General features: G+C 65.1%; 12 protein-coding genes. 11 read left to right on the forward strand and 1 reads right to left on the reverse strand.

From position 1 onward, the window contains the following. Positions 1-109: 109 nt before the first annotated feature. The 7 genes from IVB42_RS34900 (at position 110) to IVB42_RS34930 (ending at position 11,018) form a co-directional block, all read left to right on the forward strand. Positions 110-2,467, forward strand: a complete 2,358-nt coding sequence (locus IVB42_RS34900; protein WP_247393794.1) for a TonB-dependent receptor — start codon at positions 110-112, stop codon at positions 2,465-2,467. Between the two features lie 11 nt (positions 2,468-2,478). Further along, a complete protein-coding gene (locus IVB42_RS34905; RefSeq protein WP_247393791.1) occupies positions 2,479-3,915 on the forward strand; it encodes a PepSY domain-containing protein in 1,437 nt (478 codons plus the stop codon). Between the two features lie 469 nt (positions 3,916-4,384). After that, positions 4,385-6,391, forward strand: a complete 2,007-nt coding sequence (locus IVB42_RS34910; protein ID WP_247393788.1) for a hydantoinase/oxoprolinase family protein — start codon at positions 4,385-4,387, stop codon at positions 6,389-6,391. Further along, positions 6,388-7,968: a hydantoinase B/oxoprolinase family protein gene (locus IVB42_RS34915; RefSeq protein ID WP_247393785.1), complete on the forward strand. Its 1,581-nt coding sequence runs from the start codon at positions 6,388-6,390 to the stop codon at positions 7,966-7,968. The genes IVB42_RS34910 and IVB42_RS34915 overlap by 4 nt, the downstream gene beginning before the upstream one ends. Positions 7,969-7,978: 10 nt before the next feature. After that, positions 7,979-9,274: an aminotransferase class III-fold pyridoxal phosphate-dependent enzyme gene (locus IVB42_RS34920; protein ID WP_085352383.1), complete on the forward strand. Its 1,296-nt coding sequence runs from the start codon at positions 7,979-7,981 to the stop codon at positions 9,272-9,274. 137 nt (positions 9,275-9,411) lie between these two features. Then, the gene (locus tag IVB42_RS34925; RefSeq protein WP_085352384.1) at positions 9,412-10,344 is read left to right on the forward strand and encodes an N-carbamoyl-D-amino-acid hydrolase; all 933 of its coding nucleotides are present in this window, start codon (positions 9,412-9,414) and stop codon (positions 10,342-10,344) included. Positions 10,345-10,349: 5 nt separating this feature from the next. Continuing rightward, a complete protein-coding gene (locus IVB42_RS34930; RefSeq protein WP_247394664.1) occupies positions 10,350-11,018 on the forward strand; it encodes a flavin reductase family protein in 669 nt (222 codons plus the stop codon). Here the strand turns inward: IVB42_RS34930 and IVB42_RS34935 are convergent. Further along, positions 11,015-11,677 carry an aspartate/glutamate racemase family protein gene (locus tag IVB42_RS34935; RefSeq protein WP_247393783.1) on the reverse strand — a complete coding sequence of 221 codons (663 nt, stop codon included), beginning with the start codon at positions 11,675-11,677 and terminating at the stop codon, positions 11,015-11,017. The two genes, IVB42_RS34930 and IVB42_RS34935, sit on opposite strands and share 4 nt — an antisense overlap. Before the next feature lie 56 nt (positions 11,678-11,733). Between IVB42_RS34935 and hydA the strand changes: the two genes are divergently transcribed. From hydA to IVB42_RS34955, 4 genes are read left to right on the forward strand one after another with little or no spacing between them, the layout of a single operon-like run. Beyond that, positions 11,734-13,203, forward strand: coding sequence for a dihydropyrimidinase (hydA, locus tag IVB42_RS34940; protein WP_247393780.1), 1,470 nt, complete (start codon positions 11,734-11,736; stop codon positions 13,201-13,203). A 16-nt stretch (positions 13,204-13,219) separates the two neighbouring features. Continuing rightward, the gene (locus IVB42_RS34945; protein WP_247393777.1) at positions 13,220-14,194 is read left to right on the forward strand and encodes an NAD(P)-dependent oxidoreductase; all 975 of its coding nucleotides are present in this window, start codon (positions 13,220-13,222) and stop codon (positions 14,192-14,194) included. A 1-nt stretch (position 14,195) separates the two neighbouring features. Beyond that, on the forward strand, positions 14,196-14,945 hold the full coding sequence (locus tag IVB42_RS34950; protein WP_085352387.1) for an SDR family oxidoreductase: 750 nt from the start codon (positions 14,196-14,198) through the stop codon (positions 14,943-14,945). Then, positions 14,942-16,378, forward strand: coding sequence for an NAD(P)/FAD-dependent oxidoreductase (locus tag IVB42_RS34955; RefSeq protein WP_247393775.1), 1,437 nt, complete (start codon positions 14,942-14,944; stop codon positions 16,376-16,378). Before IVB42_RS34950 ends, IVB42_RS34955 begins: the two co-directional genes overlap by 4 nt. Positions 16,379-16,393: the final 15 nt, after the last annotated feature.

Here is a 16,393-nt window from a genome sequence, read left to right on the forward strand (position 1 = left end):
TGTCGGTCGGGGAGTACAGACATTCGGCTTCATCGGAAGGCTGCAAGCCGGACGATGGGACCCTGGTTCGCGGTGACGTGCCACTGACGTCACTCCGAGGTCCAAGACCGTGTATTCCCTTCGTATCGTACGACCACGCCGTTTCCTACTGGCATCCGCCGCTCTCACATCTTTCGTCGCCATCGACATGCCAGCGGCCTTGGCGCAGCAGGCCCGCGAGCCACTGCCGCCCGTCGAGGTGTCGGCGCCACAATCCCGCAGGCAGTCCAGCCCGGCCGGACGGGACGCGCAGAGCTCACGCCGCGCAGCAGCGCGCCGGCCGGGGACTGCATCCGCAGTGCCCAAGCCCGTCGTGCCGACCACGGCGGCACAGACGCCGCTCAACACCAATGCCGTCGCCGAAAGCGCTTCGCGCCTCGACCTGACCGTGCGAGAAACACCCGCGACCGTGGAGGTGATCTCGGCCGCAACCATGCGCGAGCAGGGCTACCGCACAGTCTCCGACGTCGCGCAGGGAGCGGTGGGCGTCACAGCCGGCGACAATCCGGCCGAGCCTTCGGCTTTCTCCATGCGCGGCTTCACCAACAGCCAGATCAACACGCTCTACAACGGCATCAAGATCGGTCCGCAGAACATGACCTCGCGGATCATGGACACGGCCAATCTGGAGGCTGTCGAATTCCTGAAGGGTCCGGCATCACTGATGTCAGGCGAGGGCGCCGCCGGCGGCGCGATCAACTTCGTCACCAAGCAGCCGCACACCGGTCCGATCCGGAACGAGGCGGATTTCTCCTGGGACTCGCTGAACTCGTTCCGGGCGCATTACGGCTCGGGCGGCAGCACCAATGTGCAGGGGCTGGACTACCGCTTCGACGTCAGCCGTTCCTCGCTCAACGGCTTTGCCGACGACACCAACACCAAGACGGTCGATGTCTCCGGCCAGCTCAACTACCGCATCTCCGACAGCCTCAAGGTCTGGGGCGCGATCGAGTATCGCGAAGATCGCTCGAAAGCCTATTGGGGTGCGCCGCTGGTGCCGATTGCCTTCAGCGGCTCGCATGCGACGACGGGGATCGTTTCCGGCAATTACGTCTCGAACTACAACAAAACCGATCTCGGTGCGGTCACGATCGACGACCGCACCTTCAATACCAACTACAACGTCCTCGACAACAAGAACGTGGCGAAGGAGGTGTGGCTGCGCGGCGGTTTCGAGCTGAATCTGGCGCCCGACCTGACGCTGAAAAGTCAAGCCTATGCTTACGGAGCTGAGCGCACATGGTTCAACAATGAGATCGAGGCGTTCAATTCCGGGACCAACATGGTCGATCGTGAGCGCTTCTATGTCGCGCACAGCCAACGCTTGGTCGGCAACGTCACCGATTTGATCTGGGATGCGAATATCGCCGGCTTTGACAACCGTTTGGTCACGACGCTTTCCTCAAGCTACCTTGATTTCGTGAGGCCGGGCGCCGCAAATTTCCCCGGCGATTCCGTTCCGCTGGTCGATCCGCCTCGCGGCTATTACGGCCTGCTCACCATTCAGCAGCAGACCGCGCGCATCGACAATGAGGCGCTGTCATTCGAGGACCGGCTGAAGTTCACGCGCAGCTTTGCGCTGGTCGGCGGCCTGCGCGTCGAGCATATCGGGCTCGACCGCAATTCGACCGACAAGTTCGGTCTGGAGAAGGCGAACTTCCCGTTCTCGCAATCCTGGGTCCCGACCACGGGCCGTATCGGCTACACCTGGGAAGCCGTACCGGGCCTGACCTTTTTCAGCCAATACGCCACCGGCGCCGACATCTCGGCCAACAACATCTTCCTGCTCAATCCGACCGATCCGCTGAACCTGACCACCGCGCGCACCTACGAGACCGGCGTCAAGCACCTGTTCTGGGACAACCGGGCGGAGTGGTCGTTCTCGGCCTACGACATCCTGCGCAAGAACGTCTATGCCGCGGCCGGCGGCATGCAGCTCAACCTTGCCGGACGGCAGGAATCGAAGGGCGTCGAGCTTGCCGCGTCCGTGCGTCCGATCGATCCCCTGCGTCTCTGGGGCAACATCGCCTATGTCGATGCGCGCTACGCCGACTTTAATTTTGTCGGCGGCTCGTTCTCCGGCAGCACGCCGCCGAACGTGCCGCGCGTCGTGGCGAATGCCGGAGCGTCGTATCGGTTCTTCACGCCGTGGCCCGTGGAAGTCGGCGTCACCGGCCGTCACGTCGGCGACCGCTACAACACCGATGCGAATGTCGTGACGATGAAGGCCTACACTGTCGCGGACGTCTATGCCTTCGTCGACATCCCGAAGACGGTGTTCAACGCGGTCGACCAGGCTCGCCTGACTTTCCGGGTGCGCAACATCGCCGACAAGCGCTATGCGATCTGGGGCGATCCGTTCTATCCCGACCAGATCCTCTTGGGTGCACCGCGCACCTATGAACTCTCGGCCGCATTCAAATGGTAGGATGCTGATCGATGATGCGCGCGATCGTCCTGCTGCATCGATGGCTCGGGATCGCGTTCTGCCTGCTGTTCGCGATGTGGTTCGCGACGGGAATCGTGATGCACTTCGTTCCGTTTCCGTCTCTGACGGAAGCGGAACGCTTCGCCGGGCTTGGGCCGCTGGATGGCGCCGAGACGAGGCAGCTTGCGGTCGCCGATGCCGTGGCCGCGAGCGGCATTGCTGATGCGACTCGCGTTCGCCTGATCCAGCGCAGTGACGGACCGGTCTATGTCGTCTCGGGGCCGTCGCGCGCGGGCGCAGTGCGCGCCTCCGACGGAGCCGGCGCCTCGGTCGCATCTTCCGACGTCGCGCTGGCCATCGCGCGAGACCACGCGCGCAGCCGCGGGCTGGATGCCGCGCGGGCCGCAATCCTTGCGCGCGCGGACTATGACCAATGGAGCGTGCCGAACGGCTTTGACCGCCACCGGCCCTTGTTTCGGGTTGCCCTGGGCGACGCCGCTGGAACGGAGGTCTATGTCTCCTCGCTCACCGGCGAGATCGTCCTGGATACGACGCGCAGCGAGCGGACCTGGAATCTCGTCGGCAGCGTGCTGCACTGGATCTATCCAACGATCCTGCGAAGCAATTGGTCGCTGTGGGATCGCGTGGTCTGGACCTTGTCGCTGCTGGCCCTGATCGCGGCCTTGCTGGGCGCTGTGCTCGGCCTTGCGCGGATCAAACCTCGAAGCGGTCTGATCGGCTCGCCCTATCGCGGCTGGCACGCGCTGCATCATCTCATCGGCCTCGCTGCGATGGTGTTCGTGCTGAGCTGGATTTTCAGCGGCTGGCTCTCCATGGATCACGGGCGGCTGTTCTCGCGCGGGCAATGGGCCTCCGCTGAATCCAGCGTGATGAACGCTTCACCGAACTGGACGGCGGCCCCATCGCTCGATCGGCAGCCTGTATCGCCGTCGGCCCGTGAGATCGAATGGTTTGCCTTCAACGGCAATCTCTATCGGCGGGATCGGATCGCCCTTGCCGGTCAGACCTTGATCGAGGCAGGGGATGCGCCCCGCGATGGACCAACGAGATCTCTGGATGTGCACGAGGTCCAGGGGCTGACCGCGCGCCTCGCGGCCGGCTGCGGCGGTCCGTCTGTACTTGCCGAGGACGACAACTATCCCGCGCGGTCCACTGTCCCGGGCGCCCCGGTCTACCGCTCGTATTGCGGTGACCTCTGGTTCGACATCGACGGCGCCGACGGCAATTTGCTGCAAAGGCTGGATTCATCGCGGCGGGCTTATCGCTGGTTCTACGGCGCGCTGCATACGTTGGATTTTCCGGTTCTCGTCGCGCATCCGTTGCTGCGCGACGGCTTGGTCGTCGGGCTCTGCTCCCTTGGCTTTCTCTTCTCCATCACGGGCATCCTCATCGGCTGGCGCCGCCTGCGTCCGTCCTTCGCGGCCTGAGAGCCGGAGCGGGCAAAACCACCGCTTACTGATCGTACAATAAAGAGAGGCTGAGCCGACTGCCATGCATAGCTCATAAGCAATCGGATGGTCCGTAGGGCCGGTCGATCGCCTGCAAATTAGACAGTGCGTGCGGGGCGCGTGGATTGCGCTGCAGCGGATGTGGTGTTTCGTCCGGGAAAATTCGTGGTGCGCCGCACTTATGTCGCGTCGAACGATCCACACCGACGTGCTCTCCATGCGGGCAGGGCTGCACTAAAATGTGCCTCGCCGCGCCGCGCCGGTCGCGGGCTGGTCCAGTGCATTGCGACAACTCTGGCCCTATCCCGAGGCCATCGCTCTGTCGCACGCTCGCCAGCGGTGGCATGACAGGGGATGATGATGAGCGCTCTCGGTTTGCGATTGAACCTCGCGAAGGACGGTAACCACCCGGCGTCCGGTTCGAATGTCGTCCGCAGCTGACCCACACATGAGCACTGACGAAAACCACTGGGAAGTCGGCACCGATATCGGCGGCACCTTCACCGACATCATCGCGATCCGACACTCCCCCGCGGAGGCACGGATCGCGAAGGTGCCGTCGCGACCTCAAGCTCCGGTTCAGGCGATGCTGGAGGCGATCGAGGCGGTCGGCCTGCGCAAGAGCGAGGTCAAGCGCTTCGTCCATGGCACCACGCGCGTGACCAACGCCATTGTCGAAGGACGGCTGCCGAAAGTGGCACTGGTGGCGACCGAAGGCTTTGCCGACGTGCTGGAGATCGCGCGCTATCGCCGCCGCGATCTCTATCGTCTCGACGTCCCACCAAAATCGCTGCCGCTGGTGCCGCCGGAACGATGCTTCGGGCTTGCTGAGCGCCTCGATCACGAGGGCCGGGTGCTGAAGGCGCTGGATGACGCGGAGATCGAGCGTCTGGTGGCCTGGCTGAAGGGGACCGGCGTGCAGAGTGTCGCGGTCGCGCTGCTGCATGCCTATGCCAATCCGCTGCACGAGAAGATGCTCGGCGAGCGGCTCAAGGGCGTCGTTGCCCACGTCTCGCTGTCGCACGAGCTCAATCCCGAGGCGCGCGAATACGAGCGGACTTCGGCGACCGTGTTCAACGCCGCGGCGATGCCGATTGCGGTGGAATATCTCAGCGAACTGGAGCTGCGGCTGCCGATCGGTCCCGGCCTGCAGGTGTTTCACTCGGCCGGCGCCATGGTGCCGATCTCGGCCGTGAAGCGGCGGCCGCTGGTGATGGCGATGTCGGGCCCCGCGGCCGGCGTCTCCGCATCGGTCAGCATCGCGCGCCAGCTCGGCACGTCCCGGATGCTGACGTTCGATATGGGCGGCACCACGACCGACGTGTGCCTGATCGTCGACGGTCAGGCCGAGATGACCGACGGCCGCATGCTCGGCGACAAGCCGCTGCGCCAGCCGATGCTCGCGGTGCACTCGATCGGGGCGGGCGGCGGCTCGATCGTGCGCAACGGCTCCGGTGGCCTGACGGTCGGACCGGAAAGCGCCGGCTCCGAGCCTGGACCGGCCTGCTACGGCCGCGGCGGTACCGAGCCGACCATCACCGATGCCAACGCCGTGCTCGGCTATCTCAATCCCGAAACCAAACTCGGCGACCGGATCGGAATCGATATCAAGGCAGCGACTGATGTCATCGCACCGATCGCGGGCACTCTGGGGCTGAGCCTGACCGACACCGCGCTCGGCATCATCAAGGTCGCGAACGCGACAATGGCGCGCGCCCTCCGCCGCGTCACCGTCGAGCGCGGCATCGACGGGCGCGACTGCACGCTGCTCGCCTTTGGCGGTGGCGGCCCGATGCACGCCGCGGGCCTAGCCGATCTCTACGGGATTGCCGAGGTCGTCGTTCCCAGTGCATCGAGCGCGTTCTCGGCGCTGGGCTGTCTCACCGCCGATTTCAGCTTCCTCCAGCAGCAAACCCTGCGCGCGGCGCTTGACGGCATCGACCTCGCCCGTGTGTCGGAGCGGATCGGGGTGCTGATCGACGATGCCTCGGCGCCGCTGATCGCCAACGGGGTTGCCGCGACCGAGATTCAGATCGAGCTGGTGGCCTTGATGCGCTACGCGGCGCAGAACGACGCCATTCCGGTGCCGTTCGTGCGACCGCTCGACATTATCAGGCTGAAGAAGGATTTTCTGGCCCGGCACCACGAGCTGTTCGGCTATGCGACGAGCGAGAGCTGCGTCATCGAATCCGTGCGGGTGCAGGCACGCCGTCCGTCGACGACCGTCGTGAGCCGGCCGGCCGTCGCGGCCAGGGTATCCGCCGGCAATCGCATTTGCTCGTTCGACGGCTTTCATGACATCGCCACAAGCATCATCGATCGCGCCTCGCTGACCGAGATCGTCAGCGGCCCGGCCATCATTGAAGACGCATGGTCGACCGTGGTGGTCCCGCCCGGTTGGCAGGCGCGGCCCGATGTTTCAGGCAATCTGTTCCTGACGCGGGGGGCCGCATGAAGCTCGATCCGTTCGTCGTCGAGGTCATCAGGCACGGGCTGTCGGCCGCGGCAGAGGAGATGAGCCTGGTGATGACGCGCTCGGCGCGCTCGCCGCTGCTGCGTGAAGCCGGCGACCTGTCGTCGGCGATCACGGACGGCCGCGGCGACCTGGTCGGGCAGGGCCGCGACATCCCGATCCATCTCGGCGCGATGGCCTATACGGTCCTCGAATTGCTGAAAGTGGTGCCGCGCGACAGCCTGAAGGACGGCGACGCTCTGATCTACAATGTCGGCCCGCTCGGCGGCAATCATCTCAATGACGTCAAGGTCGTGCGCCCGGTCTTCATCGACGGCGAGATCGTGGCGTTCGCGGTCAGCCTCGCACACTGGCCCGATATCGGCGGCACCTGGCCCGGCAGCTATTTTGCGAAAGCCATCGACACCTTCCAGGAGGCGATGCGCATTCCGCCGGTTCTGATCGCCACGGCAAGCGGCGTCAATACGCCGATCGTGCAGCTGCTCAAGGCCAATGTTCGAGATCCGGAATCCTGCGAGGGCGATCTTCTCGCCCAGATCGCCGCAACGAAAGCCGGTGAGAAGCGCATCGTCGAGCTATGCCGCGAGCACGGCAAGGCGGTCTTCACGGCGGCGCAGTCGCGCCTGCACGATCTTTCCGAAATCGAGATGCGCGAGGCGCTCCGCGATCTGCCTGACGGCGTCTACGAGGGCGAGGATTATCTGGACGACGGCGGCGTCGACGACGCGCCCGCGCGCATTCATGTCAAGATCACCATTGCAGGCGACGAAGCGACCTTCGATCTCTCGGGAAGCTGCGACCGCGTCTCGAATTTCTGTAACACGACGCCGTTCATGGCGCGCTCTGCGGTGGCCTATGCCGCGCGCATCATGAGCGGGCGCGACATGAACCAGAACGCGGGCGCGCTGCGGCCGCTGACCATCATCACGCGCCCGGGCTCCATTCTCGAGCCGGGGTGGAATGCCTCGGTTGCGGCTGGCAATCACGAGACCTCGATGCGCATCGTCGATGCGATCTTCCGCGCTATGCAGGACACCATTCCCGAACGTCTGTCGGCTGGTGGGGCGACCACGGCAGGCGTCCTCTTCTTCGCCGAGCCGCGGCAAAACGGTTCGTGGAAGATGCTCTACGAGGTCCACGGTGGTGGCGAGGGTGCGCGGCATGATCGGGACGGCATCTCCGCGACGCGGGTGCATCTGTCCAACACTTCGAACACGCCAATCGAGGTGATCGAGGCGAATTACGCGATCCAAGTCGAGCAGCAGGCCATTCGTCGGAATTCCGGCGGCACGGGAGTCCATCGCGGCGGGGACGGCGTCATCCGTACCTATCGCATCCTGGCGCCGTCGATGCATCTGACTACCTGCATCGAGCGCATGGTGATTGCGCCGTTCGGCATGCAAGGCGGCGAACCCGGCAAGGCCTGCCGCATCTCGCTGATCAGGCAGAGCGCGAACGTCGCGATCGACGGCAAGTCGAACCTGGTGCTGCAGCAAGGCGATCTCGTCACGATCGAGACCTGTGGTGGCGGTGGCTACGGCGCCGAGGCTGCGGAATGAGGGGATTGCAATGAGCAGATTGTTGCGAACCGGGCTGAATGCCGGCGACAGCGCGCCCATGGACGTGGTCGGCGGCGAGGGCGTCTATTTTCATCTGTCGGATGGTCGCAAGCTCATCGACGGCAGCAACACCGGCGGCGGTCTCGGACATCGTCATCCCGCGATGGTGGAGGCGATCCGCCGCGCCGCGGATACGCCCGTCGTGAACGAGGGCTGGACCTGGGTCGGCCGCGAGCAGGCGGCTGACGACTTGATGGCCACCGCGTTCAAGGGCGAAGACGATTGGGTCGGTGCGGTGCGCTTCTGCATCAGCGGCAGCGAGGCCAATGACATGGCGCTGTCGCTCTGTCAGGCCCTGACGCAGCGGTCCGCGCTGGCGACGCGCGAACGCGCCTATCACGGCATTACGGGCCTGTCGCGCAGCATGACCGTGCAGCCGCAATGGCATGGCGGCCTCGCGGTGCACTCAGGCGGCTCGAAGCTGCCGGCGCCGATGGCGCCGGTGCGGATATTGCCGGCGCCGCAGGGCGCGATCTACGGCGCGCCGGCCAACAATGTTCCCCCCAGCGAATATCTGGCCGATGCCACGCGCCTGCTTTCGGATACGGCAGCGACGATCATCGACTACACGCAAGGCGGCATCTACTACGATGGCGCCTATCAGGACGAGGTGGCGCGGTGCGCGCGGCAGGCCGGCTCCTACTGGATCGCCGACGAAGTGGTGACTGGTGCGGGCCGTGCCGGGCGCTGGTTCGCGTTCCAGGGAGCCGAAAGTCGTCCCGATATCGTGACGCTCGGAAAATCGCTCGGCGGTGGCGCGGCGGCGGTTGCCGCGGTCGTGGTGTCGAAAGACATCGTCGAGCGGCTCAAGGGCACGAGCTGGCAGAATTACGGCACGTTGCGCGGGCATCCCATCAGCATGGCTGCCGTCAGCGCCTATCTGAAAGTCATCAGCGATGACGAGATTTTGGAGCACGTCAGGGGTCTCGAAAAGCTGTTCACCCGCCGCCTTCTGGCCATCGCGCAGAAACATCCAAGCGTGCAGCGCCTGGCGGGGCAGGGGCTGCACTGGACCGTGGAGTTGCACGGGCCGGACTGGCGCTCCTGGCATGCCGACACCACCGAGGTGCCGATTGCCTCGCGCGTCGCGGAGCGGGCGCTGGAGGCGGGCGCCGTGATCGGGACCAGCGGCGAGCAGACTTCCCTGTTCCTCGCGCCGCCACTCGTGATTTCCGAGCATGAGGCCGGACAGCTTCTGGACGCGCTGGACCACGGTCTCGATGTTGCGGATGAGGAGCAGACATGAGGATGGAGCGTGCAGCGCACACGATGCCGATGTGCAGGCGCCGGCTGGCAAGTCCGGGCGATGCTGCGTTATGCTGCGCGCGCCGGCACGTGCTTGAAACTGTAGCTTAGCTCAAAGACATCACCAGGAAATCGCTGATGCGTATCGTCAATGTTGCCGCCGCCCAGATGGGCCCGATCCAGAAAGCGGACAGCCGCGAGGCCGTGGTCAAGCGCATGATCGCGCTGATGGATGAGGCCAAGAGCAAGGGCGCCGACCTGATCGTCTATCCGGAACTGGCGCTCACGACCTTCTTTCCGCGTTGGTACGTGGAGGACCGGGCCGAGTTCGACAATTGGTTCGAGCGCGAGATGCCCAATGCGGCGACCCGGCCGTTGTTCGAGCGCGCGGCACAGCACGAGATGGCGATGAATTTCGGCTATGCGGAGCTGACGCCGGACGGGCATCATTTCAACACTGCTGTTCTCACCGACAAATCCGGCAAGATCGTCGGCAAATATCGCAAGATCCATTTGCCGGGCCATGTGGAATACGACACCAAGCGCTCGCACCAGCATCTGGAGAAGCGCTATTTCGAGCCGGGCGATCTCGGCTTTAATGTCTGGCGCGAGCTGGGCGGCATCATCGGCATGGCCATCTGCAACGACCGGCGCTGGCCCGAGACCTATCGCGTGATGGGCCTGCAGGGCGTCGAGATGGTGCTGATCGGCTACAACACCCCGTCGGTGAATGCGGAGAGGAGCGATGAAGGCGTCGAGAAACGGTTGTTCCATAACCGCCTCTCGGCGCAGGCCGGCGCCTATCAGAACGCGACCTGGGTTGTCGCGGTGGCCAAGGCCGGTAACGAGGACGGACACCCGCTGTTCGGCGGCAGCCTGATCGTCGATCCCAATGGCGAAATCGTCGCCGAAGCGAAGACGGAGGAGGACGAGCTGCTGGTCCACCCTTGCGATCTCGATGCCACCACATTCGGCAAGACCACGATCTTCAATTTCGCGCAGCACCGCCGCATCGAGCATTACGGCCTGATCACCAGCCAGACCGGCGCGGTGCCACCGCCGGAGAAGTGATGTCGATGGCGGACAAGGGCACATCAGGTATTCCCTTGCGCGAGCTCGATCCGCGCGACCGCTACAAGCTGCTTTGCGGCGTGGTGGTGCCACGGCCGATTGCGCTGGTGACGACGCTCGATGCCAACGGGGCGGTCAACGCCGCGCCCTTCAGCTTCTTCAACGTGTTCTCGGAGAGCCCGGCGCTGATCGTACTCGGGCTTCAGCACAAGCCGGATCACAGCCCAAAGGACACCACCCGCAATATCCATCGCGACGGCGAGTTCGTCGTTCACATGGTGGACGAGGCGCTGTCGGTGGCGATGAACGACTGCGCGGTCGATTTTCCGTCCGGTGACAGCGAGGTCGCTGCGGCCGGGCTGGTGACGCTTCCCTCTGTAGACGTGAAGGTACCGCGGCTCGCCGCCGCTCCCTTTGCGCTCGAATGCCGGCGCCACGTCGCGCTGACCTTCTCCCCCGATCGCGAACTGCTGGTCGGCGAAGTGCTCCGGGTTCACGCCCGCGAGGGACTCGTCGACGAGGCCAATATGTATGTCGACCTCGACGCCTACCGGCCGATCGGCCGCATGTTCGGCAATCTCTACACGACGCAGCGGGACACGTTCGCGCTAGTCCGCGAGAGCCACGCGCAATGGCTCGCGCGGCAGGACGCCAAAGAGCTGAAGGACGCCTAGTGATTCGAGAATTGCACCGTACCCAGCGCCATGGTGACGGCCGCCTGTGTCGGGTCGATCACGGCAATGCCGAGCGCGTCTTCCAGCGGGCGGCGGTGCCGCGCCATGCCGGCGCAGCCCATCACGATGGCGCGGGCGCCGTCCTCGTCGCGCAGCGCGCGGCCGATTTCGATCATCTTCGCCAGCGTGCCTTCGCCCGAGGCGGTTTCCGCGACGCTCATGTTGAGCGGCCGCTCGCCGGCGAGCCGTTCGGTCAGTCCCATCTGCCTGAGATAGCGCATGTGACGTGGGATCGAGCGCTGGGCGATCGCGATGACGCCAAAGGTTTCGGCGCGAGCCAGTGCGGTCAGCACGCCGCACTCGGCGATGCCGAACACGGGGCGGTCGGTGCCTTCGCGACAGACCTGAAGCCCGGGATCGCTGTAGCAGGCGATGACAAAGGCCGCCGAGCTGTTGTCGCCCTCGACCAGCCGGCGCAGCGGCATGGCGACGCCATCGACATCGGCCTGGCTTTCGATGCCGAAGGGACCCTCGGCCAGCGTCTGGCAGACCAGTTCCGGCCCGCCCTCGAAACCGAGCGGCTTCAGCGCGTCCTCCAGCCCTCGCGTGACCGCAGGGTTGGAATTTGGATTGATGACGAGAATGCGCGGTCGGGACATGCTGGTCTTCCTGCAAAATTTCGATCACTTGGCTTGAGCCTATCATGGAGTGCCTCATGACTGAACCCGCTTACGACCTGATCATTCGCGGCGGACGCGTCGCGACGACAACCGACGTCTTTGAAGCCGATGTCGCCATCTCCGGCGAGACCATCGCCGCTATCGGGCGCGGGCTTCCGTCCGCGAAGCGCGAGATTGATGCCCGCGGCAAGCTGGTGCTGCCAGGCGGCGTCGACAGCCACGCCCATATCGAGCAATTGTCCGCTGCCGGCATCATGAACGCCGACACCTTCGAGAGCGCGACCGTCTCGGCCGCGTTCGGCGGCACCACCACAGTGATCCCGTTTGCAGCCCAGCATGTCGGCATGAAGCTGCCGCAGGTGGTGGAGGATTACCACGCGCTGGCGAAGGAGGGCGCCGTGATTGACTACGCCTTTCACATGATCATCGCGGATGCGACCAAGGAAACGGTCGAGGAGCATATTCCGGCGCTGGTGAAGCAGGGCCATGCCTCGATCAAGATTTTCATGACCTATGACCGGCTCAAGGTGGATGATGAGCCGCTGCTGGACATCCTTCTTGCCGCGCGCCAGTCCGGCGCGATGTTGTGCGCCCATGCCGAAAACCACGGCATCATCGCCTGGATGGTGAAGCGCCTGCTCGCGCGCGGCTACACAATGCCGAAATATCACGCCGTCAGCCACGCCCGCGTGTCGGAGGCGGAAGCCTTTACCCGGTTGATCGGCATGGCTGCGCTGATCGACCAGCCCATCATGATCTTCCACGTCTCCACCGCCGAAGGCGCCAAGGTGATCCGCGATTCGCGCGGGCTGGGATTGAAGGTGTTTGCCGAGACCTGTCCGCAATACCTGTTCCTCACCGCAGCCGATCTCGACAAGCCCGGGGTGGAAGGGGCCAAGTGGATGTGCAGCCCGCCGCCGCGGACGCATTCAGACCAGGAGGCGCTGTGGCAGGCGCTGTCGCTCGGCGATCTCCAGACCATCTCGTCGGATCACGCGCCGTATCGCTACGACGAGACCGGCAAGCTGCGCGCCGGCCCCAATCCGAACTTCAAGCAGGTCGCGAATGGCCTGCCGGGATTGGAGCTGCGGTTGCCGCTGCTGTTCGACGCGATGGTGTCGAACGGGCGGCTGGGCCTGGAAAAGTTCGTCGAACTGACGTCGACGGCGCCGGCCAAGATTTACAATCTGCATCCGCGCAAGGGCTCGATCGCGGTCGGCGCCGATGCCGATATTGCAATCTGGGACCCCGATCGCGAGACCGTGATCGCCGACGAGATGATGCACGACCTTGCCGGCTACACGCCGTTTGCAGGCCGCAAGCTGAAGGGCTGGCCGGTGTCGGTGCTGTCGCGTGGTCGGGTGATCATCGACGGAAACAAGTGCCTCGCGAGCGCCGGCAGCGGCCAGTTCCTGGCACGCAGCGGCGGCGAGGCGGCCATGCCCACCGGCCGGCTCGTGGCCGACATGGATCCCGAGCGCAATTTCGGAGCGAAGCTACTGTGACGGTGGATCGCGCGCGATGAAGATCGTCATCTTCGGCGGCACGGGGTTTGTCGGCCTCAATGTTGCGGAGGCGCTGCTCGCGCGCGGGCATGACGTCACGCTGTATGACCGTGCAGAGTTGCCGCCAGCCGCGCGGCGGTCTCTTGCCAAATACGGCGCACGGCTCCAAGCCGTACAGGGCGATATCACCGACGCAGAGGCCATCGATGCCCTCATCGCCGAAGGCGTTGATGCGATCATGCTCGGCGCGGCCATCACCGCCGGTGATGAACTGGAGAGGGCATCGACCGCGCGCGTTCTCGAAATTAATGTGATGGCGCAGATCCCGATCCTGCTCTCCGCGATCCGGCATGGCGTGCGCCGGGTCGTCAATCTCTCCTCGGCATCGGCCTATGGCGCCGCGGGCGCGCGGGTCGAGATTCTGGACGAGGACACGCCTTGCGATCCGGTCTCGTTCTACGCGATCAGCAAGTTCACATCGGAGCGATCGGTTGCGCGTCACGCCGAGCTCTTCGGCGGTGATTTCCTAAATGTGCGGCTGAGCGCGCTATTCGGACCGTGGGAGCGACCGAGTTCCGTGCGCGACACGCCAAGCCTCCAGTTCCAGATCTTGGCCGCGTTCGCGCGCGGCGAGCCGGCGATCATGCCTGAAGCGGGCATGCGGGATTGGATCTACGCGCCGGATGCGGCCGAGGCCGTCGCACTGCTGATCGAAGCCGAGCGGCCGCGCCACCGGCTCTACAACATCTCCCGCGGAGAACTTTGGCCTGCGCTGCAATGGGGCGAGGCCTTTGCGGCATTGCATCCCGGCCTGGAGTGCCGGGTCGCGGCGCCCGGCGAGAAAACCGTCATCAAGCTGCATGGGCCCTATCGCGCGCCGCTGTCGGTGAACCGGATGGCGGATGAATTCGGCTGGCGCGCGCAGTTCGGCTGCGCCGAGTCGGGGGCCGCGATGAGTGCCTGGTTGACGCAGCACAAGGAGTGGATCTGACATGCGGCTGCAGGGGCGCACGGCCATCATCACGGGCGCAGGCTCCGGCATCGGCCGCGCCAGTGCAAAGCTGTTCGCGGAAGAGGGCGCACGTCTTGCTCTGGTCGATCGCGATCCAGCCGGACTTCAGGAAACGTTGAGCTTGGTCGGCGAGGCAACGACGCATATTGGCGACGTCGGCGATGCCGATTTCGCCGAGGCGGTGGCAAATGATGTGGTAGCACGGCACGGCCAGCTCGATATCCTGATGACTGCCGCTGGCTTCTCCTGTGGCGGCACCGTGTTGACAACGGACCCCGCCGATTGGGATGCGGTGTTCCGCACCAATGTCGGCGGCACCTGGCTGTGGGCGAGGGCAGCCGTGCCGCAGATGCAGCGGCAGAACAGCGGTTCGATCATCACGCTGGCGTCGCAGCTTGCGATTGCCGGCGGCAAGGGCAACAGTGCCTATATCGCCGCCAAGGGCGCGATTGTCAGCCTGACCCGGACGATGGCGGTGGATTTCGCGGCGGACGGCATTCGCGTCAACGCCATCGCGCCCGGTGCGATCGACACGCCGATGCTTCGCCGCAGCTTTGCGCGCCACGCCAATGCGGACGAGGTGCGCGAAGCCTCCCGCGACCGCCATGCCATGAAGCGGTTCGGCCAGGCCGATGAGATCGCGCAGGCCGCGCTCCACCTCGCAAGCGATGCCTCCTCGTTTACGACCGGCACCGTGATGGTGGTCGACGGAGGCTGGCTCGCGGCATGAGTGATGCGCTGACAGAGCTGGAAGCGAACGTTCGCGCCGATCTCGCGCGGATCGCGCATCCCGGTGCCGCCTGGCTCGAACCGAAGACGGGACCGGATGGCAAGCCGGCGCTGGATGTGCTCGTGATCGGCGCCGGCCAATCCGGCATCGCCATCGGCTTCGGCCTGCTGCGCTCCCGCGTCAGCAACATCCTGCTGCTGGACAAGGCCGAGGAGGGGAAGGAGGGGCCATGGCTCGCCTATGCCCGCATGCCGACGCTGCGCAGCCCGAAGGACTATACGGGACCTGACCTCGACATCCCCAGCCTGACCTATCAATCCTGGCATGAGGCCCGCTTCGGCACGGAGAGCTGGCAGACACTCGACCTGATCCCGCGCGGCCACTGGGCTGAGTATCTGCTCTGGCTGCGGCGCACAGTCGGCTTGCCGGTGCGCAACGGGAGCGAGCTTCTGGAAATCCGGCCGGCGCGGGATGGTTTGCTGGCCGCACGCGTGAAACGTGGCGATGGCGTCGAGACACTCCATGCGCGCAAGATCGTGCTTGCGACGGGGCAGGAGGGGATGGGGAACTGGATGATCCCCGAGCCGCTGAGCCATCTGCCCATGAGCTCGGTCGCAACCGTCGCCGACGACATCGACTTCGAAAACCTTCGCGGCAAGCGCGTCGCCGTGATCGGTGCCGGCGCATCTGCCTTCGACAACGCAGCAACCGCGCTGGAAGCGGGCGCGGCGGAGGTGCACCTGCTGTGTCGTCGTGCGCAGATCCAGCTGATCCAGCCCTATCGCTGGCTGACTTTCCGCGGCTTCCTCCGCCATCTCAGCGATCTCGACGATGCCTGGCGGTGGCGCTTCATGCGCACCATCCTCGACATGCGCGAAGGCTTTCCGCAGGCAACTTACGATCGCTGCGCAAATCACGCCAATTTCACATTGCACGAGGGCGCCCCGATCGAGGCGGCCCGCGAGACCGATCGTGGTGTGGAATTGCAGACGCCGCGCGGCGCCATACCTGCGGATTTCGTCATCTGCGGCACCGGCATCGACATGGATTTTTCCGGCCGTGGCGAGTTGCGCGCATTTGCCGGCAATATCGCAACCTGGGCCGACCGCTACCAGCCCCCGGAGAGCGAGCGCAGCGCGCGGCTCGGTCGCTTTCCCTATCTCGCCGACGATTATGCCTTCACCGAGCGTGTCGCGGGCGATACGCCGTGGATCTCGAATATCCATCTCTTCGCCATCGCCTCCACCATGAGTTTCGGTCCGTCGGGATCGTCGATCAACGCGATGACGACCGCGGCGCCGAAGCTAGTGAATGGCCTGACGCGCGGCCTGTTTCGTGCCGATGTCGAACGGCATTGGGCCTCGCTTCGCGCCTATGACGTGCCGCAGGCCGTGGTGACGCGGCCAGCGCGAAACTTGGAGGAATCGCGATGATCGTCCATGCGCCGC

Origin of the sequence: Bradyrhizobium sp. 45, from assembly GCF_023073155.1 — a bacterium.
Taxonomy (GTDB): Bacteria; Pseudomonadota; Alphaproteobacteria; order Rhizobiales; family Xanthobacteraceae; genus Bradyrhizobium; species Bradyrhizobium canariense_D.